Origin of the sequence: Staphylococcus saccharolyticus, assembly GCF_900458815.1 — a bacterium.
Classification (GTDB): domain Bacteria; phylum Bacillota; class Bacilli; order Staphylococcales; family Staphylococcaceae; genus Staphylococcus; species Staphylococcus saccharolyticus.
Genome location: NZ_UHDZ01000001.1, coordinates 774,758 through 795,521 on the forward strand (window position 1 = coordinate 774,758; position 20,764 = coordinate 795,521).

Sequence of the window (20,764 nt, forward strand, 5' to 3'; positions counted from 1 at the left end):
TCCCACTCCCTTTTTTATTATTCAGCAATTTCTAAAGCTATTTCCATCATTTGAGTGAAAGAACTTTGTCTTTCTTCTGGAGTCGTGGCTTCATCACGTAGGATGTGGTCGCTAACAGTGAACACACCTAAAGCTTTTTTACCGGCATTTATCGCGTTTAAATACAACCCTGCTGATTCCATTTCGATACCTAAGATGCCCATTTTTTTCCATGCGTCATTAAAAGATGAATCAGCATTGTAAAACGTATCAGATGATAATACATTTCCAACATGAGAAACAGCACCAATTTCATCTGCAGCTTTTTTAGCTTTTGTTACTAAATCAAAATCTGCAATTGGCGCAAAATGTCCAGGAATATTGTATTGATCAATATAGTTAGAATTTGTAGAAGCCGCTTGAGCTATGATTACATCGTAAAGATTCACATTCTCTTGAAGTGCACCACAAGAACCAACACGAATAATGGTCTCCACATTGAAAAAGTTATATAGTTCATAAGAATAAATTCCTATACTTGGGATACCCATTCCAGAGCCCATTACTGAAATTTCTTTACCTTTATAAGTCCCTGTGTAGCCAAACATGTTACGTACGTCATTAAATTGTTCTACATTTTCTAAAAAATTATCAGCAATATATTTAGCACGTAAAGGATCGCCAGGCATTAAAACTGTTTTGGCGATTTTAACACTGTTAGGTTGAATGTGAGGTGTACCATTTGTCATTTTATCATCTTCTCCTTAATTTAAAAGTTATGATTAAAAACCTTAATATTACTATATAAGATAACATTTGTTTATCTTTTTTGCGAATTTTTGTACTATAATAATTAAAGAAAATATGTGTTGACTTTTAACTATATATTAAACTTTTATTGAGTTTTTGTTATAGGGAAATGAAACCAATCTATTCTTAAAATGGAGGAATTAAAATGAACGAAGCAAAATTGATAGACCACACATTATTGAAACCTGAGACGACGCGTGAACAAATTGATAAACTTATTGAAGAGGCTAAAAAATATCAGTTTAAATCGGTTTGTATTAACCCTGCACATGTACAATATGCTGCTAAAAAATTAAAGGACTCAGATGTAGTAGTGTGCACAGTAATTGGATTTCCTTTGGGCGCTTCAACAACAAGTGTTAAAGCTTATGAAACAAAAGATGCTATCAATCATGGCGCATCAGAAATAGACATGGTTATTAATGTTGGGGCGCTTAAAGACGAACGTTATGACGAAGTCCAAAAGGATATTGAAGCTGTTGTTGCAGCAGCAAATGGTAAGACAGTTAAAGTTATTATTGAAACAATTTTACTTTCTGACGATGAAAAGGTAAAAGCATGTGAGTTGTCAGAGGCTGCAGGAGCGAAATTTGTTAAAACGTCAACTGGATTTGCTGGAGGAGGTGCAACACCAGAAGATGTTAAACTCATGAAAGATACTGTAGGCAATTGTTTAGAAGTGAAAGCATCTGGTGGTGTAAGAAATCTTGATGATTTCAATCAAATGATTCATGCAGGTGCAACACGTATAGGAGCTAGTGCAGGAGTACAAATTTTACAAGGCTTAGAATCAAAATCTGATTATTAATACAAAGAAATATCATTTAAGGGAATGATCGATTATGAGAATGGTTGATATTATTGAAAAGAAACGTGATGGGAAAGCATTAAACACCGAAGAAATCGAATTTTTTGTAAGCGGATACACGAATGGAGATATTCCTGATTATCAAGTTTCAAGTTTAGCTATGGCAATTTTTTTCCAAGATATGAATGATGATGAAAGAGCGGCATTAACAATGGCAATGGTCAATTCAGGAGATAAAATTGATTTATCCAAAATAAATGGCGTGAAAGTAGATAAACATTCCACTGGTGGTGTGGGTGATACAACTACTCTTGTACTTGCACCTTTAGTAGCTTCTGTAGGTGTACCAGTAGCTAAAATGAGTGGGCGAGGATTGGGTCATACTGGTGGAACAATTGATAAATTAGAATCAGTACGTGGTTTTAATGTTGAGATAAGTGAAAAAGATTTTGTTCAACTTGTCAATGATAAGAAAGTCGCTGTCGTTGGACAATCTGGTAATTTAACACCTGCTGATAAAAAATTATATGCACTTCGTGATATTACCGGAACTGTTAACTCAATCCCTCTTATCGCCTCATCAATTATGAGTAAAAAAATTGCTGCGGGTGCAGACGCAATTGTTCTTGATGTTAAAACTGGAAGCGGTGCGTTTATGAAGACGCTTGGTGATGCTGAAGCACTTGCGCATGCTATGGTGCGAATAGGTAATAACGTTGGTAGAAATACTATGGCTATTATTTCTGATATGAGTCAGCCTCTTGGTAGAGCTATTGGTAATGCGCTTGAGCTTAAAGAAGCTATAGATACTTTAAAAGGAAGAGGACCTAAAGATTTAACTGAGCTGGTTTTAACACTTGGTTCCCAAATGGTTGTCTTAGCCGAAAAAGCATCAACGCTTGAAGAAGCCCGTGAGTTACTTAAAAAAGCAATTCAATCTGGCAGTGCTCTAGCTAAATTTAAAACATTTTTAAGTAACCAAGGTGGGGATGCTTCAATTATTGATTATCCTGAACGATTACCTAGCGCTCGCTATCAAATTCAGTTTCAAGCTAAAAAAGATGGCATTATCACAGAGATGATTGCTAATGAAATTGGTGTAGCCTCAATGATGTTAGGTGCTGGACGTCAAACAAAAGAAGATAAAATAGATTTAGGTGTTGGTATCGTCTTAAATAAAAAAGTGGGTGATCATGTGATTGAAGGCGATAGTATTTTAACAATCCATAGTAATAAAGAACAAGTTGATGATATATTAGACAAATTGAATGAGAGTATTACAATTGAGGATAAAGGTGAAGTTCCAATATTAATTCATAAAATAATAACTGAGTAGGAGATGTAAACAATAACTACACCGTTTAAAAGAATTCATCTAATTGTTATGGACTCAGTGGGTATAGGTGAGGGTCCTGATGCAGTAGCATTTAATGATGAAGGTTCACATACTTTAAAACATACTTTGGAAGGGTTCCAGCAACAATTACCGAATTTACAACGACTCGGCTTAGGTAATATTGAACCTCTTCCAGTTATTTCAGAGGTCAAAGAACCAGGTGTGTTTTATACTAAATTAAGTGAAGCATCTGTGGGAAAAGATACAATGACAGGTCATTGGGAAATGATGGGATTAAATATTATGCAGCTTTTTAAAGTATATCCAAATGGTTTTCCAGAAGAGTTTGTTCATGAAATAGAAGAAATCACTGGACGAAAAGTGGTAGCAAATCGCCCCGCTTCAGGCACTCAGATTATTGATGAGTGGGGCGAACATCAAATGAAAACAGGAGAATTAATTGTTTATACAAGTGCCGATCCTGTCTTACAAATCGCTGCACACGAAGATGTCATTCCATTAGAAGAGTTATATGATATTTGTGAAAAGGTTCGTAAATTAGCAAAAGATCCCAGATATTTAATTGGACGCATTATTGCTCGACCTTATGTAGGTGAACCTGGTCATTTTACTCGAACTTCAAATCTCCATGACTATGCTTTGAAACCATTTGGTCGTACTGTGATGAATGAATTAAAGGACAATCATTACGATGTCATAGCTATCGGTAAAATCAATGATATTTATGATGGAGAGGGCGTCACTGAGATGATTCGTACGAAAAACAATATAGATGGTATGGATCAATTAATTAAGGTGGTTCAACGTGACTTCACAGGTATAAGTTTCTTAAATCTCGTTGATTTTGATGAATTATACGGACATCGACGTGATAAAGCAGGCTATGCTCAAGCGATTAAGGACTTTGATAATCGTTTACCAGAACTGATAGAGCATTTACAAGAGGATGATTTAGTCATTATTACCGCCGGCCACGGTAATGATCCAACCGCCCCAGGAACAGGCCATACACGTGAATATATACCTATCTTAATGTATAGTCCGAAAATTAAAGACTATCATGCATTATCACAAGACACGACATTTAGTTCAATTGGTGTTACAATTGCAGATAATTTCAACGTAGAATTACCAAAATTTGGTAAAAGTTATCTAAAAGAAATGGGAGTTGAGCACGAATGAAATTTTTGAGATATTTATTAGGATTAGGATTTGGAACTGCTGGCGTTTTGCATTTTATAAATGAACGTCAATTTAGAACAATTGTTCCAGATTATTTGCCTTTGCAAAAAACGGCTGTTCTAGTAACTGGCGTTTTTGAAATCTTTTTTGGCATAATGCTATTCATTAAAAGACCGACAACATGGTTGAAAAAAGGTATTAATTTATTTTTATTAGCAGTATTTCCTGCGAATATTTATATGGCACGTAAAGGTTTACCTTTGGGAGATAAAGAACTTCCTAAATGGGTACTTTATTTAAGATTGCCATTTCAGTTTGTCTTGATTAAAGCCATAAAAAAATTATAAATAGTATTTTATTTTAACAATGTTCATTGGTGTTATAAAGAAAATCTATAATTGAATTTTTAAAATTATGTGCTTCTCATAAGCTGGGTTATACTCTAACTTTATGAGATGCATTTTTTAGATTCGATTTTGGCTATAGTCATTTATTTACCATCACCAAAAACATCATTCCATTGCTCTCTTTGATCTAAAAATTCTTGTGCAATTTCTTTAGCGCCTTCTAGTGAGTGGCTGGCAGCCCAACCACATTGTACTTCATTACATGCTGGAACTTCAGTTGCATTTAATACATCGTTTAAAGTCTTTTCAATTATATTTAATACATCTTCGTAGTCACCGTGGTTGATAAATGAAAAATAGAACCCTGTTTGACATCCCATTGGACTTAAATCAACAACTTTATCAGTATGGTTTCTAATATTTTCAGCCATAAGATGTTCTAGAGAATGGAGTCCAGGCATTTCCATATGCGCTTTGTTGGGTTGTTTGAAACGAATATCATATTTATGAATGACATCTCCATTTAAACCTTCCATTGTGCCCGCTAAACGAATAAAAGGGGCAACTACTTTAGTGTGATCTAAATTAAAACTTTCAACATTCATTTTCGACATTATGTTATCCTCCTTATTGCGATTAAGCAATTTTGTGTTCAATTCAATAGTTAGATTGTAACAATCCTATCTATGATTTACAATTTTCTGAATACCATTGTAAACATACATTTTTAAATTGTAAGAAAATTGTGTCAAAATGATGACAACAGAAATTTAATCCGATAGAATGGGTAATAATTAAATGAAAATCAGAGATGTTGATATAGAATGACTTCATAGGAATAACATTTTGAAGATATTTATTAATTAGTTTGTCTATCAAAGTCTCTATTATTGAGCAAATTAATGACGTTTTTACAATTAATAAAATTAATAATACGTCAAGTTTCAAAGGGAGTTAGATACAATGGACGCAAAACAAGCGATTTTAGATTTTATAGAAAATAATAAATATGATTATGTCGAAATAAGTCATCGTATACATGAAAGCCCTGAATTAGGGAATGAAGAAATATTCGCCTCAAGAACACTTATTGATAGCTTAAAATCACATGATTTTGAAATTGAAACAGATATCGCAAGACATGCGACAATAGCCACATATGATTCGAATCAATCAGGACCAGTGATAGGGTTTTTAGCTGAATATGATGCACTTCCAGGTTTGAGTCATGCTTGTGGTCATAATATTATCGGAACTGCTAGTGTGCTCGCTGGAACAGCTTTGAAACAGGTCGTTGATCATGTGGGAGGTAAAGTTGTTGTTTTAGGATGTCCAGCTGAAGAAGGTGGTGAAAATGGCTCAGCGAAAGCTTCTTATGTCAAAGCTGGAGTCATTGATGACATAGATATTGCTTTAATGGTTCATCCAGGTAATGAAACATATCGGACAATTAACACACTAGCTGTGGATGTTTTAGATATTAAATTTTATGGTCGTAGTGCCCATGCCTCTGAAAATGCAGATGAGGCAATAAATGCACTTGATGCGATGATTTCATACTTTAATGGCGTGGCTCAACTAAGACAACATATTAGAAAAAGTCAACGTGTGCATGGTGTGATTTTAGATGGTGGTAAAGCAGCAAATATTATACCTGACTTTACACATGTGCTACTACACGTAAAGAATTAGACATATTGACTGAAAAAGTTAATCAAATTGCCCGTGGTGCGGCGATTCAAACAGGTTGCGATTATGAATTTGGTCCAATACAAAATGGTGTAAATGAGTTTATAAAATCTCCAAAATTAGATGATTTGTTTGAACAGTTTGCAACAGAATTAGGTGAAGAAGTCATTGATGATGATTTTGGTTATGGATCAACAGATACGGGTAATGTTAGTCACATTGTTCCTACTATTCATCTGCACATTAAAATACGTTCACGTAATCTTGTAGGTCATACTCATCGTTTTAGAGAGGCAGCTGCAAGTATTCACGGTGACCAAGCATTAATTAGGGGAGCAAAAATAATAGCCTTAATGGGCTTAGAATTAATCAAAAATGAGCAGTTATTCAAAGATATCGTTGAGGAATATACTCAATTAAAGGGGCATGTAAAATAATGAATAATAAAGTTAAGAGTCCGATGTTAACGCTAAGTGATTTATATAACGAAAATGTTGTTTATACTTCGAGACATTCTTGTGTTTCAAATCCTTGGTTAAAGCCAGATGAGCATCAATCTAATTTTTTAACCGGCAGGGGGAATTTCTGATTGCTAACCAGTTTCCTGTTACCGTACATGAGGCAAGTGTCACTGAAAAATTATAACAATTGTTTAAACTAGTTGAAAAGAGTATCCCACCTCATATTTATAAGTTTAATAATCAAGAAACTTATGAGGGTTTATTATGTCGTTTAACACATGAACAGGGCAAGAAAATTTATTTTCAGTATATTCATGATGAAAATATTTTAGAGAAAGAATACTATGCACTTAATAAAGATATCTTTATGGCTTTAAATAATAAATCTAGAATTCCTGAATGGACAAATAATAAATACTTACCACAAAGAGAGATTGTACCTTTAGATCAATTTGAAACACGTATTCAGTCATGGTCGTATCCATTCGTTATCAAGCCAGGTGATGATCTTCCTACTGCAGGAGGATATGGGGTAATGATTTGTTATAACGATAATGATTTGAAGAAAGCAGTAAGACGTATAAAAGAGGCTACTTCTGAGACGAATCATTTAATCATTGAACAAAAAATTAATGCTGTTAATAATTATTGTGTTCAGTTTGCTTATTCAGAGGAAATGGGTGTTGTATACTTAGGCACTGCACAGCAATTAACAAATGATTACGGTTTTTATAATGGTAATGAAAATGTAACTGATTTGCCACAACATGTCATTGATGCTGGAAAGGAAATTATGGAAATTGGTGTAAGTAAAGGATTCTATGGCGTGGCTGGTTTCGACTTGCTTGTTGATGATCAAAATAATGTTTTTGCTATAGATTTAAATTTCAGACAGAATGGCTCGACGAGTATGTTACTGTTAGCAGATGAATTAACTAGTGGGTATCATAAATTCTATAGTTATTTCGCGAATGGGAACAATACTAAATTTTTCAATGCAATCATTAAAATATGTGAAAAAAGGTGTTTTATATCCTTTATCTTATTATGACGGAGATTGGTATAGCAATGATACAGTTAACTCACGGTTTGGTTGTATTTGGCATGGTGTAAATAAAGAAGAGGTTGCTCAATATGAGAAAGCTTTTCTAAGTGAAGCCGGTTTATAAATATTATTTAAAATATTACATCTAATTTATAATAAACTTACTTGTAAGCATTTTACTTATTTTTATAAAATGTAATTAACGTTTTCACATTATTGACTATCGATTCTTAGTATTTTAAGATTTTAATTAAGTAGTTTTACGAAATAACTTATGAATTGAGGGTTAATTATGTCATATAAATATGAAACATTTTTTAAAGATATTTTAATTAATGAATATATTTATTTTGCTTCGAAAAATAAAAAGTTGGTAAGAGTCAAACATAATGAGCAATCGTTTATTGCTATGTGGACAGATGAGTATGTGGCAGAATCATATTTATCACAAAGTTCAATCGATTATGACAAAATTATTCGTGCAGATATCGATCGTTTTGTGACATATGAAATGGACGATATTTTTGATAAGGGCGACAGCGTTTTAGTGAATATTAGCAATGATGAAAAGGGACAACTTGTAGATATTGTTAAAATGACAGATGAACTTATGTCAGAATTAGATGACGTTAGAATGAAAGAATTCGTTAAAGATGTTGCTCAATACGATGAAGTTTATGGTTTGACAAACAAAGGTCAAAATAATTTCATTATGATTACTGATGATGACCATAACAAACCACATATTATGCCAGTTTGGAGTATTAAAAGTCGTGCGCGAAAAGTACGTGATGAAGATTTTGAAGAATGTGATTTTATCGAAATTGAAGGAAAGGTATTTGGTGAATGGCTAGACAAACTGCGTGATGATGACAAGGCTGTAGCTATAGATATAAAGTCGGGGGTAGTAAGTAGGTACAGTCGTTTCAGCCCCAAAACTCTCTAATGAAACAACTTTTAAAAAAACATTTTTCATATATGCACAAAGACCTACTGATTTTGAGATATGCAATCAATAGGTCTTTTAGTTTAATGGAATTTATAGATAAAGTGAGCCTAGAGCCCCAGAAAATGCTCCATTCTCGATATAATAATGTTTAAATCCTCTTAAAACCGTATAATCCTCAATAACTTCACGTAATAAAGGATTATTGTTAAAGGACGATCCAATAAAAACGACATTTTCAGTATTATATTCTCTGGCTAATGTAATTGCCATTGTAGTTATCACTTCACCAACAACACCTATCACTGATGAAAGTTTGTCCGCAGAGGTGAATTGTTCATCTAAATGGTGTAATACATTTCCAAAATTTGCAGCTGTTAAATTTCCTGGAATAGGGGGTTCAGTATCTTTATATATATATTTAACTTTTAAATCAATAGCTTCTCGGTCACCACTTTGAGCTAAATGAGTTAATTCATTATAATCTTTAATTTCCGTTAAAAGATATCCTAAACCTTGTATCATCCCTCCACCTGTGCCTACGCCACCTACACGTTGTTGTTGATTTCCGTCATAATAATGTAAGGAAGTACCTGTTCCAACATTGGCGAAGATATAATTATTAAGTTGGTGTCCTTGTTCGTTTAATAAGATTTCTAATCCTTTTGAAGAGGCATCGAATTCAACGAAAGTTTGTGATGGAATATGTATACTATCCGCAATAACGCCAGCATTACCACCAGTTAATTTAAGAGTTTCAATATCTTCATTGCTAAGCCACTCAATGACTTGTTGAATGTTGGTAGTTAATTCAGTTCTATATGAGCGATGACTGTTTTGTTCTTTCACTATTTTTATTAAAGTACCTCCAGCATCAATACCAATCTTCATATATCTATCACTCCACATCAAATATACGTCAATCACTATAGTATATTAAAATCTCTGAAAAACAAGTGTTAATTTATTGAAAATAATTAATAATACATAATTTTAAAAATTTATTTTGCAGAGCTTTTCTATTGCATTATTTCAAAACATGATATATAAAACAAAATCCTGATTGTTAATAATCTAATAGGGTAAACCTTATATAACATTGTTAAAATTGATGTGTTACAAGCTTAATAATAATCAATACTTTACTCGTTTATAATAAAGTATGTCATTAAGGAATAGGGGATTAAAACATGCTTATCAAAAAAGATTTTGAAAATATAACAGTTCAAGTGTTCGAAGAAAAGTATCGTGAAGCAGTCAATCATTTTCAACTCAATGAAAGGAAACAAATATACTCTTCATTAACTAAAACTGTTCTAGATGAAGCTTTAAAAGATGAGGATAGAACTGCTAATATTGCAGTTAATCAAAAAGGCGAAGTCGTGGGATTCTTTGTCTTACACCAATACTATCAACATAAAGGCTATGATACACCTGAAAATGTCGTGTATGTTCGCTCATTATCCGTTAATGAGAAGTTCTAAGGACATGGATATGGAACAACGATGATGATAATTTTTACCACAATATATACAAGAATTATTTCCAAATTTTAACCATTTATACTTAGTAGTTGACGCTGAGAATAAAGGTGCTTGGAATGTTTACGAACGAGCTGGTTTCATGCACACCGCAACTAAAGAGGAAGGATCAATAGGTAAAGAACGTCTTTATTATCTAGATTTAGATTCTAAACATGTCTCGTCTCTACGTTTAAGTGAAAATGATAAGACTGAAGACACGTCAATTCATGTCATTAATTTACTGAAAGACGATGAGAAAGTAGGTTTTATTGCAGTAGAACATATTGATGATAAAATGAATATTTCAGCTATTGAAGTAAATAAAGATCATAGAAATGAAGGGATTGCAGAGAGTACGCTAAGACAGCTACCTACATATATACGTAAACACTTCGAATTAATTAAAGTATTAACGATTATACTCTATGGTGAACATAATGAACTTAAACCTCTATGCGTAAACAGTAATTTTGTAGTCATAGAAGAAGCTGAAGATTATGTACGTTTTCAAAAGTATATTAATTATTAACAGTGATTGCTAAATCACATCTTGTCATTTATAATTTACTTTTGTTACTATTAATAAATGATTATTTGACGTTTAATTAAAAGAAAAATCCTTTGAAAGGAAGTATTTATACATGAAAATTCAAGATTACACTAAAGAAATGGTTGATGAGAAGTCATTTATCGATATGGCTTATACTTTGTTAAATGATAAACAAACTACAATGAATTTATATGATATTATTGACGAATTTAAATCACTAGGTGGATATGAATATGAAGATATTGAAAATCGAATCGTTCAATTTTACACAGACTTAAATACTGATGGGCGTTTCCTTAATGTCGGTGAAAATCAATGGGGCCTTCGTGACTGGTATTCTGTGGATGATATAGAAGAAAAGATTGCACCTACAATTCAAAAATTTGATATTCTTGATGACGATGATGAAGAAGATCAAAATCTTAAATTATTGGGTGAAGATGAAGCGGATGATGACAATATCTCAGCACAAACTGATGATCAAGAAACATTAGATGATTCTGAGAATGAAGACGTAGATGAAGAAATGAATGACACAGACATTGTTATTGAAGAAGAAGAAGAAGATGATATTGCTGAAGAGGAAGAAGAAGCATTTGAAGAAGAAGAAGACTTTAATGACTAATTCATGTGTTCTTTTTAAATGCATGAGTAAGTCTTACTTTACAATATAAACTTTAAAGTGGGACTTTTATTTTCTATTAAAAGATGATAGAATTTTATTCGGGCTCCTTTAATTAGGACACGTATATTAAATAGATACACTCCCCCTTACAATTGTTGTGAGAGGGAGCGTTTTTTTATTTTAAAAGATTAAAAGATTAAATGATTAAAAAGTATATAGAACTGTAGAGCATGATTATTAAAGTACATTATCATATACTCGCAGTTTTCAATTTATATTACAACTACTAGGTAGCATCCCTAAATTTTACAGGAGGTCAGACAATGACAAAATTTATTTTTGTAACAGGTGGCGTAGTTTCATCATTAGGAAAAGGTATTACAGCCGCTTCTCTAGGAAGATTACTTAAAGATAGAGGATTAAAAGTTACAATTCAAAAGTTCGATCCATACTTAAATGTAGATCCAGGTACTATGAGTCCATATCAACATGGTGAAGTTTTCGTCACGGATGATGGTGCTGAAACAGACCTAGATTTAGGACATTATGAGCGATTTATTGATATTAACTTGAACAAGTATTCTAATGTTACAGCTGGTAAAGTATATTCTCACGTTTTAAAGAAAGAACGTCGTGGAGATTACTTAGGTGGTACTGTACAAGTTATTCCTCACATTACAAATGAAATTAAAGAAAGATTATTATTAGCAGGAGAAAGCACAAATGCTGATGTAGTTATTACTGAAATAGGCGGTACAACAGGTGATATTGAATCACTACCTTTCTTAGAAGCGATTCGTCAAATTAGAAGCGATTTAGGTCGTGAAAATGTAATGTATGTGCATTGTACGCTTTTACCATACATTAAAGCTGCAGGAGAAATGAAGACGAAGCCAACACAACATAGTGTAAAAGAATTGCGTGGTTTAGGTATTCAACCTGATTTAATTGTAGTTAGAACAGAATATGAAATGACTCAAGATTTAAAAGATAAAATTGCGCTCTTTTGTGATATTAATAAAGAAAGTGTCATTGAGTGTCGTGATGCCGATTCACTTTATGAAATACCTTTACAATTGAGTAAACAAGATATGGATGATATAGTCATTCAACGTCTGCAACTAAATGCCAAATATGACACTCAATTAGATGAGTGGGAACATTTACTTAATACAGTTAACAGCCTTGATGGTAAAATTACGATCGGTTTAGTGGGTAAGTATGTAAGTTTACAAGACGCCTATTTATCAGTAGTGGAATCATTAAAACATGCTGGATACCCATTTAAAAAAGATGTTGTTGTCAAATGGATAGATTCTAGTGAAGTAAATGATTACAACGTTGACAGTTACTTATCTGATGTTGATGGTATACTAGTTCCTGGTGGATTTGGATTCCGAGCGAGTGAAGGTAAAATTTCAGCTATTAAATACGCACGTGAGAATAACATTCCTTTCTTTGGTATTTGCTTAGGTATGCAACTGGTTACAGTAGAATATGCGCGTAATGTTCTTGGCCTTGAAGGTGCACACTCTGCTGAATTAGATTCTAGTACACCTTATCCAATTATAGATTTATTACCTGAACAAAAAGATATTGAAGATTTAGGTGGAACATTACGTCTAGGTTTGTATCCTTGCCACATTAAAGAAGGTACTTTAGCTGAGAAAATTTACACTGAAAATGATATAGAAGAACGTCATCGTCATAGATATGAATTTAACAACGAGTTCAGAGAACAATTAGAAGGTAGTGGTATGGTGTTTTCAGGTACAAGTCCGGATGGTCGCTTAGTTGAAATTGTTGAAATTCCTAAAAATGATTTCTTTATTGCATGCCAATTCCATCCAGAGTTTTTATCTAGACCTAATAGACCTCAACCTATTTTTAAATCATTTATTGAAGCATCCTTGAAATATCAACAAAAATCAAAGTAAAAAATCGGTATATAAGAAGCCCTGAAATGATTCCATTTCAGGGCTTTCACAGTTTAATAAGCAATATTTGTTGTTAGCTTTTAAAATAGAGATTTATAAATCTAAGTCTCTTGTCATCTCTACCATCTGGGTATAAATTGCATAATAAATATAGTTAAATGTCATAGGATGAGGTTGAACGATTTTATCATAATCTTCGGTATAGACAATAGGTCTTGGCGTCGATAGGTTAACATAGTGCATGAGGTGTTCAGGAAAATCATCTTGCTTAGGTTTATTACATATAAGTACAAAATCCACATCTAAATTAATAAGTTGTTGTACATCTTTTGCTACTTCAGTCGTATAAAAAGGTGAGAATAACAATACTCTATCTGTTGTATCTATGACATTATAACTAATTAGATTGTCCAGTAAAAAGCTAGAATATAACTTTTCATCACTATTTAGTACGAATGACTCATAAAATTTTAAATCACCATACCCTTTTATATATACTTTCCCCTCGCTACCTATAGCTTGTATTATGCATTGTGCTGCCATTTGAATGTCTAACGCTTGATTTTCAAGTCTATTAAATATCCCTGTCAATTGAGCATTGAGTATTTTTGACATAGTTGACCTCCAATCTATTCATTGAAATATTGTAAATAATGTAGGGCGGTAATGCAATATGTGAACATTTTTCAAAATGTATGCGGTTGCAATTGTTAAATATTGAAGTATTATGAAAATTATTAATATTAAATAAAGTATTCGTATGCATTCACTATATATTTCTGATATAATGACTTTGAAAAAATACGTGCACTGTTGCACTCAAGGAGGAACTTTCATGCCTTTAGTTTCAATGAAAGAAATGTTAATTGATGCGAAAGAAAATGGTTATGCGGTTGGTCAATACAATCTAAATAACCTTGAATTTACGCAAGCTATTTTAGAAGCTTCACAAGAGGAAAATGCACCTGTAATTTTAGGTGTTTCTGAAGGTGCTGCTCGTTATATGAGTGGTTTCTACACAGTAGTAAAAATGGTTGAAGGATTAATTCACGATTTAAACATTACTATTCCAGTAGCTATTCACTTAGATCACGGTTCAAGTTTTGAAAAATGTAAAGAAGCGATTGATGCTGGGTTTACTTCAGTTATGATTGATGCTTCTCATAGCCCATTTGGAGAAAATGTTGAAATTACTTCTAAAGTAGTTGAATATGCACAAGAAAGAGGCGTTTCTGTAGAAGCTGAATTAGGTACAGTTGGAGGACAAGAGGATGATGTAGTAGCTGATGGTGTTATTTACGCAGATCCTAAAGAATGTCAAGAATTAGTAGAAAAAACAGGCATTGATGCTTTAGCACCAGCACTAGGTTCTGTACACGGTCCATATAAAGGTGAACCTAAATTAGGATTCAAAGAAATGGAAGAAATCGGAGCTTCTACTGGATTACCATTAGTATTACACGGAGGTACTGGAATTCCTACTAAAGACATCCAAAAAGCAATTCCTTATGGTACTGCTAAAATTAATGTAAACACTGAGAATCAAATAGCTTCAGCTAAAGCTGTTCGTGACGTTTTAAATAACGATAAAGACGTATACGATCCACGTAAATATTTAGGACCAGCTCGTGAAACAATTAAAGAAACAGTTAAAAGTAAAATTAAAGAATTTGGCACTTCAAATCGTGCTAAATAATTTTAATATTTAATAATTCGGTCATTGAACTTAAAGTTCAATGGCCTGTTTTTATGCTATACTAAGTACAGAAATTTAAAAATTAAATAGAGGTTTTACTACACGGCTATAATATTACTTAGTTCTTTTACATAAAATAAAAAGATACATGTATTACACATTCACGATTAAAAAATTGAATATGAGGTAAAAGTTTACTATTGAATTATAATTGAATAGTATAGAGCACTAATTAATATTGTTTAGTGTAGTAATATAAGTGGATTTAACTTATTAACTTATTAAATTGAAGTATTTTACAAACAAAGCAAAATTATTTTATAATGCTAATAATGTGTTATTTTAAAAAAGAAGGAAACAAAGGAGAAAATTCATATGACTCAAGAGGTAATAAAAATAAGAGGTGGACAAACACTAAAAGGAGAAGTAGGAATTAGTGGAGCAAAAAATAGTGCTGTTGCTATTATCCCCGCAACTTTATTAGCTCAAGGACATGTAAAGTTGGAAGGTCTACCCCAAATCTCTGATGTCAAAACTTTGGTGAGTTTATTAGAAGACTTGAATATAAAGACAAATTTAAAAGGTAAAGAACTGGAAGTCGATACAACAGAAATAAAAAACGCACCATTGCCGAATAATAAAGTTGAGTCGCTTCGTGCATCGTATTATATGATGGGTGCTATGTTAGGACGCTTTAAAAAATGTGTCATTGGATTACCTGGTGGGTGCCCCCTTGGGCCACGCCCGATTGATCAACATATTAAAGGTTTTAAAGCATTAGGTGCAGAAATTGATGAATCTAGTGATACTTCTATGAAACTAGAAGCTAAAGAACTTAAAGGTGCAAATATTTTCTTGGATATGGTAAGTGTCGGAGCAACAATTAATATCATGCTTGCTGCTGTTCATGCAAAAGGACAAACGATTATCGAAAATGCTGCTAAGGAACCTGAAGTTGTTGATGTAGCCAATTTTTTAATGAGTATGGGAGCTAACATTAAAGGTGCAGGTACTACTTCAATTAAAATTAATGGTGTTGAAGAATTACGAGGTTCTGAATATCAAATTATTCCTGATAGAATTGAAGCGGGTTCATATATGTGTATGGCTGCTGCGATGGGTGAAGAAGTTGTTTTAAATAACATAGTGCCTAAACATGTTGAAGCTTTAACAGTCAAATTGAAAGAAATTGGTGTTGATATTCAAATTGAAGACGAAAAAGTTACTATTCGTAAACAAGCACCATACAAAAATGTAGATATTAAAACGCTTGTTTACCCTGGGTTTGCAACAGATCTCCAGCAACCTATCACACCACTATTATTTATGACTAATGGTCCCTCATTTGTGACTGATACAATTTATCCCGCAAGATTCAAACATGTAGAAGAATTACAACGTATGGGAGCAAATGTTTATTCAGATGAAGGGACCGCTACAATTAAACCTTCCTCTTTAAAAGGTACTGAAGTATACGCAAGTGATTTGCGTGCTGGAGCATGCTTAATTACTGCAGGTTTGATTGCTGAAGGTGTGACAACAATTTTTAATGTGAAGCATATATATAGAGGCTATACGAATATCGTGGAACATTTAAAATCACTCGGAGCAGATGTTTGGACTGAAGAAGTTTAGATGATTTTGATATAATAATTATACTAGAAGTTGCACATGGGTTAAGTATATATAAAATAATATTATAAATAAATGGGAGGTGAGGCGAATGGAAATTTGTCCATATCTTGAAGAAACATTTAAAATTGTTGGTCGTAGTTGGAATGGGCTTATTATTAACTATCTATCCAGATGTGAAAGCCATTCAGCTCATTTTTCCGATATGAAAAGAGATTTAAAAACAATTACACCGAGAGCTCTGAGCTTAAAATTAACTGATTTAGCAGATTGGAACCTTGTTGAGAAAAAAATCATTTCTTATAGTCCAGTAACAATTGTTTATGAATTGACAGAAAAAGGACAAGCATTAGCAAATGCCCTTAAACCAATGGAGGAATGGGCACAAAAATATGTTGAAATAGAAACAAACACTGCTAAGTAAAGATTAGTTGTTTAGTATTTGATTTATACAGATATGTAGTATGATTTGTTGTCACTCTACGAATGTTTATATCAGTACTAAGTCTTTTTTTTGTTTATGAGCAGATATGTTTAATTCATTTGAACAATGGATACAATATACATATAACTTTTCTAAGGAGTGAATGTTTAAGATGAGAAATTTCACTAAACAATATATAAATGGTGAATGGGTTGATAGTGCAAGTGGAGCAACAATTGATGTAATTAACCCAGCAACCGAAGAAGTAATGGGCTCTATAGCTAAAGGTAACGAAGAAGATGTTAATAAAGCTGTAGAAGCTGCAGATAATGTATATTTAGAATTTCGTCATAGTTTTGTTGAAGAAAGAAAAGAACTTTTAGATAAAATTGTTAAAGAATATCAAAATAGAAAAGATGATATAATTCAAGCGATTACAGATGAACTAGGTGCGCCCTTATCAGTTTCTGAGAACGTTCATTATCAAATGGGATTAAATCATTTTACGGCTGCAAGAGATGCTTTAGATAACTTTGAATTTGAAGAGCAACGTGGTGATGATTTAGTTGTTAAAGAAGCGATTGGTGTTGCAGGACTTGTTACACCATGGAATTTCCCTACAAATCAAACTTCACTCAAATTAGCTGCTGCGTTTGCTACTGGAAGTCCAGTAGTACTAAAACCTTCCGAAGAGACACCATTTGCGGCAATCATTTTAGCTGAAATCTTCGATAAAGTTGGTTTACCTAAAGGTGTATTTAATCTAGTTAATGGAGATGGTTCAGGTGTTGGAAATCCTTTAAGTGAACATCCAAAGGTTAGAATGATGTCATTTACTGGTTCTGGTCCAACAGGTTCTAAAATTATGGAAAAGGCAGCTAAGGACTTCAAGAAAGTTTCACTTGAACTAGGCGGTAAATCTCCATATATTGTATTAGATGATGTAGATATAGAAGAAGCAGCAAAAGCAACAACTAAAAAAGTTGTCAGTAATACTGGTCAAGTATGCACAGCAGGGACACGTGTGCTTATTCCTGAGAGTCTTAGAGAAGATTACCTATCAGCTGTAAAAGAACAATTTAATAATGTTAAAGTTGGTAATCCACGTGAAGAAGGTACTCAAGTCGGACCTATTATTAGTAAAAAACAATTTGATCAAGTTCAAGATTATATCAATAAAGGTATTAATGAGGGTGCAGAATTGTTCTACGGTGGTCCTGGTAAACCTGAAGGATTAGATAAAGGTTACTTTGCTCGTCCAACTATTTTCATTAACGTTGATAACCATATGACTATTGCACAAGAAGAAATATTTGGTCCTGTCATGTCAGTTATCACTTATAACAATTTAGATGAAGCAATTGAAATTGCAAATGATACTAAATATGGTTTAGCTGGATATGTAATTGGTAAAGATAAAGAAACATTACGTAAAGTAGCACGCTCTGTTGAAGCTGGAACAATTGAAATCAATGAAGCTGGAAGAAAACCTGATTTACCTTTTGGCGGCTATAAACAATCAGGTTTAGGTCGTGAATGGGGCGACTATGGTATAGAAGAATTCCTTGAAGTCAAATCAATTGCTGGTTATTATAAATAAAAGAACAATTAAATTAAAACTTGCAATTAAACAAAGCACGGGACTATTACAGTTCTGTGTTTTGTTTTTGTTGTTAAATTTTCTAAATTCATTTTGTAATTAAATTGAAAATTTGCTATAGTTATTCTAGTATTTAGAAGGTTAGGACACATATGAACGTAAATCTTAGATATTCATTTACTTCTATTAAAAGTTATTGGATGCTACATATTCTTTTCGAAATGAAAATGACGTTTAATATGTCAAATCCTCGCAACATAAAAACTAACGAAATGGGTGCAAGTCTATGCCTGAAAGAGAACGAACATCTCCACAGTATGAATCTTTCCACGAATTATATAAAAACAATACTACTAAAGAGCTCACTCAAAAAGCCAAATCTTTAAAATTGAGTAATTATAGTAAATTGAATAAAAAAGAATTAGTCTTAGCCATTATGGAAGCTCAAATGGAAAAAGACGGTAATTATTATATGGAAGGTATTCTAGATGATATCCAACAAGATGGTTATGGTTTCTTAAGAACTGTTAATTATTCTAAGGGTGAAAAGGATATCTATATTTCTGCGAGCCAAATTCGACGGTTTGAAATTAAACGTGGTGATAAAGTAACTGGTAAAGTGCGTAAACCAAAGGATAACGAAAAATATTATGGATTACTGCAAGTCGACTTTGTCAATGATCAGAATGCAGAGGAAGTAAAAAAACGCCCACACTTTCAAGCGTTAACACCTCTATACCCTGAAGAAAGAATTTTATTAGAAACGTATCCTACTAATTATTCTACTCGTATCATGGATTTAGTAACCCCAATAGGACTTGGGCAACGTGGTCTTATTGTAGCGCCTCCTAAAGCTGGTAAAACAAGTTTATTGAAGGAAATTGCTAATGCTATTGCAAGTAATAAACCTGAAGCACAATTATTTATTTTACTCGTTGGCGAACGTCCTGAAGAGGTGACTGATATTGAGAGATCTGTTGAATCTGCTGAAGTTGTACATTCTACTTTTGATGAACCTCCAGAACATCATGTTAAAGTAGCAGAATTACTACTTGAACGTGCCAAACGTTTAGTTGAGATTGGTGAAGACGTTATTATTTTAATGGACTCAATCACACGTTTAGCACGTGCGTATAACCTTGTTATTCCTCCTAGTGGACGTACATTATCTGGTGGTCTTGATCCTGCTTCATTACACAAGCCAAAAGCATTCTTTGGAGCGGCTCGTAATATAGAAGCTGGAGGGAGTTTAACTATTTTAGCCACTGCATTAGTTGAAACTGGCTCTAGAATGGACGATATGATATATGAAGAGTTCAAAGGTACTGGTAATATGGAACTTCATCTTGATCGTAAGTTGTCTGAGCGCAGAGTGTTCCCTGCAATTGACATTGGTCGTAGTTCAACACGAAAAGAAGAGTTGTTAATTTCAAAAGCTGAGCTTGATTCACTGTGGCAATTACGTAATTTATTTACTGATTCTACAGACTTTACAGAACGCTTTATCAGAAAGTTAAAACGCTCAAAAAATAATCATGAATTTTTCCAACAGTTACAAAAAGCTGCTGAAGAAAGTACAAAAACTGGAAAACCAATTATTTAATATATCGGATTAAGGGTTGCGTTTTAATTTGATTACTATTATAATTACACAGTATTGGGTAAAAAACTCACAAATAACTCTGTTCCAGATGGTTCAGGGCAAAGGAGCTGAAAGAAATGAAACAAGGAATTCATCCTGAATATCACAAAGTTATCTTTTTAGATACAACTACAAACTTTAAATTCCTAAGTGGTTCTACAAAAACATCTTTAGAAACAATGGAATGGGAAGATGGAAATGAATACCCAGTTATTCGTTTAGACGTATCTTCAGATTCACATCCATTCTATACTGGACGTCAAAAATTCGCTGCAGCGGATGGTCGTGTGGAACGCTTCAACAAAAAGTTTGGTCTCAAATCAAACAACAATTAATTATGAATTTCAACTGTCTACGTATCCTTCACAGGTTTGTAGGCAGTTTTTTAATTTAATCTCTAAGAGCTCTATGATTTAATCGTTAAAATATTATACATTACCTAATGAAGTTGAAAGGCTACATGGAAGTAAAGATAACATCAGTGTGTAATAGACTATTTACTTTTGCTGCC

General features: G+C 33.0%; 16 protein-coding genes and 4 pseudogenes. 16 read left to right on the forward strand and 4 right to left on the reverse strand.

Annotation, left to right across the window (positions count from 1 at the left end; translation table 11 throughout):
- Positions 1–17: 17 nt before the first annotated feature.
- Positions 18–728: a purine-nucleoside phosphorylase gene (gene deoD, locus DYE57_RS03650; protein WP_115312905.1), complete on the reverse strand. Its 711-nt coding sequence runs from the start codon at positions 726–728 to the stop codon at positions 18–20.
- 206 nt (positions 729–934) lie between these two features.
- On the opposite strand from deoD, the gene deoC reads away from it, so the two are divergent.
- Genes deoC through DYE57_RS03670 form a run of 4 tightly spaced genes read left to right on the forward strand, consistent with a single transcriptional unit; the run spans position 935 to position 4,483 of the window.
- Entirely contained in the window at positions 935–1,597 is a 663-nt protein-coding gene (deoC, locus tag DYE57_RS03655) for a deoxyribose-phosphate aldolase (protein ID WP_115312906.1), read from the forward strand.
- Between the two features lie 34 nt (positions 1,598–1,631).
- Positions 1,632–2,933: a pyrimidine-nucleoside phosphorylase gene (locus tag DYE57_RS03660; RefSeq protein WP_115312907.1), complete on the forward strand. Its 1,302-nt coding sequence runs from the start codon at positions 1,632–1,634 to the stop codon at positions 2,931–2,933.
- A gap of 12 nt (positions 2,934–2,945) precedes the next feature.
- A complete protein-coding gene (gene deoB / locus DYE57_RS03665) occupies positions 2,946–4,136 on the forward strand; it encodes a phosphopentomutase (protein WP_115312908.1) in 1,191 nt (396 codons plus the stop codon).
- Positions 4,133–4,483 (forward strand): DoxX family protein, encoded by a 351-nt coding sequence (locus DYE57_RS03670; RefSeq protein ID WP_115312909.1) that lies wholly within the window; start codon positions 4,133–4,135, stop codon positions 4,481–4,483. Before deoB ends, DYE57_RS03670 begins: the two co-directional genes overlap by 4 nt.
- A 143-nt stretch (positions 4,484–4,626) precedes the next feature.
- Here the strand turns inward: DYE57_RS03670 and DYE57_RS03675 are convergent, their stop codons facing one another.
- Complete coding sequence (locus DYE57_RS03675; protein ID WP_115312910.1) at positions 4,627–5,097, reverse strand: S-ribosylhomocysteine lyase; 471 nt, start codon at positions 5,095–5,097, stop codon at positions 4,627–4,629.
- A gap of 349 nt (positions 5,098–5,446) precedes the next feature.
- On the opposite strand from DYE57_RS03675, the pseudogene DYE57_RS03680 reads away from it, so the two are divergent.
- The 3 pseudogenes from DYE57_RS03680 to DYE57_RS03690 all read left to right on the forward strand — a co-directional run.
- Positions 5,447–6,609: pseudogene (locus tag DYE57_RS03680) on the forward strand (M20 family metallopeptidase).
- Positions 6,609–7,802 (forward strand): annotated as a pseudogene (gene ldmS, locus DYE57_RS03685) (L-aspartate--L-methionine ligase LdmS). Before DYE57_RS03680 ends, ldmS begins: the two co-directional pseudogenes overlap by 1 nt.
- A gap of 168 nt (positions 7,803–7,970) precedes the next feature.
- Positions 7,971–8,637 (forward strand): annotated as a pseudogene (locus DYE57_RS03690) (DUF2750 domain-containing protein); the annotation flags it as partial.
- An 80-nt stretch (positions 8,638–8,717) separates the two neighbouring features.
- Here DYE57_RS03690 and coaW read toward each other — a convergent pair.
- A complete protein-coding gene (gene coaW, locus DYE57_RS03695) occupies positions 8,718–9,515 on the reverse strand; it encodes a type II pantothenate kinase (protein ID WP_115312911.1) in 798 nt (265 codons plus the stop codon).
- Between the two features lie 299 nt (positions 9,516–9,814).
- Here coaW and DYE57_RS03700 point away from each other — a divergent pair.
- From DYE57_RS03700 to DYE57_RS03710, 3 genes and pseudogenes are all read left to right on the forward strand, one after another.
- Positions 9,815–10,676 (forward strand): annotated as a pseudogene (locus DYE57_RS03700) (N-acetyltransferase family protein).
- A 112-nt stretch (positions 10,677–10,788) separates the two neighbouring features.
- Entirely contained in the window at positions 10,789–11,322 is a 534-nt protein-coding gene (gene rpoE / locus DYE57_RS03705; protein WP_115312912.1) for a DNA-directed RNA polymerase subunit delta, read from the forward strand.
- A 323-nt stretch (positions 11,323–11,645) separates the two neighbouring features.
- Positions 11,646–13,259: a CTP synthase gene (locus DYE57_RS03710; RefSeq protein ID WP_115312913.1), complete on the forward strand. Its 1,614-nt coding sequence runs from the start codon at positions 11,646–11,648 to the stop codon at positions 13,257–13,259.
- 93 nt (positions 13,260–13,352) lie between these two features.
- Here the strand turns inward: DYE57_RS03710 and DYE57_RS03715 are convergent, their stop codons facing one another.
- A complete protein-coding gene (locus DYE57_RS03715; protein ID WP_115312914.1) occupies positions 13,353–13,874 on the reverse strand; it encodes a DUF2529 family protein in 522 nt (173 codons plus the stop codon).
- 220 nt (positions 13,875–14,094) lie between these two features.
- On the opposite strand from DYE57_RS03715, the gene fdaB reads away from it, so the two are divergent.
- The 6 genes from fdaB to DYE57_RS03745 all read left to right on the forward strand — a co-directional run bounded on the left by fdaB (position 14,095) and on the right by DYE57_RS03745 (position 20,588).
- The gene (gene fdaB / locus DYE57_RS03720) at positions 14,095–14,955 is read left to right on the forward strand and encodes a class IIb fructose-bisphosphate aldolase FdaB (protein ID WP_115312915.1); all 861 of its coding nucleotides are present in this window, start codon (positions 14,095–14,097) and stop codon (positions 14,953–14,955) included.
- Between the two features lie 375 nt (positions 14,956–15,330).
- Positions 15,331–16,590 (forward strand): UDP-N-acetylglucosamine 1-carboxyvinyltransferase, encoded by a 1,260-nt coding sequence (locus DYE57_RS03725; protein WP_115312916.1) that lies wholly within the window; start codon positions 15,331–15,333, stop codon positions 16,588–16,590.
- An 88-nt stretch (positions 16,591–16,678) separates the two neighbouring features.
- Positions 16,679–17,011, forward strand: a complete 333-nt coding sequence (locus DYE57_RS03730; RefSeq protein ID WP_115312917.1) for a winged helix-turn-helix transcriptional regulator — start codon at positions 16,679–16,681, stop codon at positions 17,009–17,011.
- 172 nt (positions 17,012–17,183) lie between these two features.
- Positions 17,184–18,611, forward strand: a complete 1,428-nt coding sequence (locus DYE57_RS03735) for an aldehyde dehydrogenase family protein (RefSeq protein WP_115312918.1) — start codon at positions 17,184–17,186, stop codon at positions 18,609–18,611.
- Positions 18,612–18,897: 286 nt separating this feature from the next.
- The gene (gene rho, locus DYE57_RS03740; RefSeq protein WP_115312919.1) at positions 18,898–20,214 is read left to right on the forward strand and encodes a transcription termination factor Rho; all 1,317 of its coding nucleotides are present in this window, start codon (positions 18,898–18,900) and stop codon (positions 20,212–20,214) included.
- A 116-nt stretch (positions 20,215–20,330) separates the two neighbouring features.
- The gene (locus DYE57_RS03745) at positions 20,331–20,588 is read left to right on the forward strand and encodes a type B 50S ribosomal protein L31 (RefSeq protein ID WP_115312920.1); all 258 of its coding nucleotides are present in this window, start codon (positions 20,331–20,333) and stop codon (positions 20,586–20,588) included.
- Positions 20,589–20,764: the final 176 nt, after the last annotated feature.

Bases quoted from the DNA above. Each gene is read 5' to 3' on its own strand.
- deoD (WP_115312905.1), bottom strand. From the start codon at position 728: ATGACAAATGGTACACCTCACATTCAACCTAACAGTGTTAAAATCGCC.
- deoC (WP_115312906.1), top strand. From the start codon at position 935: ATGAACGAAGCAAAATTGATAGACCACACATTATTGAAACCTGAGACG.
- DYE57_RS03660 (WP_115312907.1), top strand. From the start codon at position 1,632: ATGAGAATGGTTGATATTATTGAAAAGAAACGTGATGGGAAAGCATTA.
- DYE57_RS03670 (WP_115312909.1), top strand. From the start codon at position 4,133: ATGAAATTTTTGAGATATTTATTAGGATTAGGATTTGGAACTGCTGGC.
- DYE57_RS03675 (WP_115312910.1), bottom strand. From the start codon at position 5,097: ATGTCGAAAATGAATGTTGAAAGTTTTAATTTAGATCACACTAAAGTA.
- coaW (WP_115312911.1), bottom strand. From the start codon at position 9,515: ATGAAGATTGGTATTGATGCTGGAGGTACTTTAATAAAAATAGTGAAA.
- rpoE (WP_115312912.1), top strand. From the start codon at position 10,789: ATGAAAATTCAAGATTACACTAAAGAAATGGTTGATGAGAAGTCATTT.
- DYE57_RS03710 (WP_115312913.1), top strand. From the start codon at position 11,646: ATGACAAAATTTATTTTTGTAACAGGTGGCGTAGTTTCATCATTAGGA.
- DYE57_RS03715 (WP_115312914.1), bottom strand. From the start codon at position 13,874: ATGTCAAAAATACTCAATGCTCAATTGACAGGGATATTTAATAGACTT.
- fdaB (WP_115312915.1), top strand. From the start codon at position 14,095: ATGCCTTTAGTTTCAATGAAAGAAATGTTAATTGATGCGAAAGAAAAT.
- DYE57_RS03725 (WP_115312916.1), top strand. From the start codon at position 15,331: ATGACTCAAGAGGTAATAAAAATAAGAGGTGGACAAACACTAAAAGGA.
- DYE57_RS03730 (WP_115312917.1), top strand. From the start codon at position 16,679: ATGGAAATTTGTCCATATCTTGAAGAAACATTTAAAATTGTTGGTCGT.
- DYE57_RS03735 (WP_115312918.1), top strand. From the start codon at position 17,184: ATGAGAAATTTCACTAAACAATATATAAATGGTGAATGGGTTGATAGT.
- rho (WP_115312919.1), top strand. From the start codon at position 18,898: ATGCCTGAAAGAGAACGAACATCTCCACAGTATGAATCTTTCCACGAA.
- DYE57_RS03745 (WP_115312920.1), top strand. From the start codon at position 20,331: ATGAAACAAGGAATTCATCCTGAATATCACAAAGTTATCTTTTTAGAT.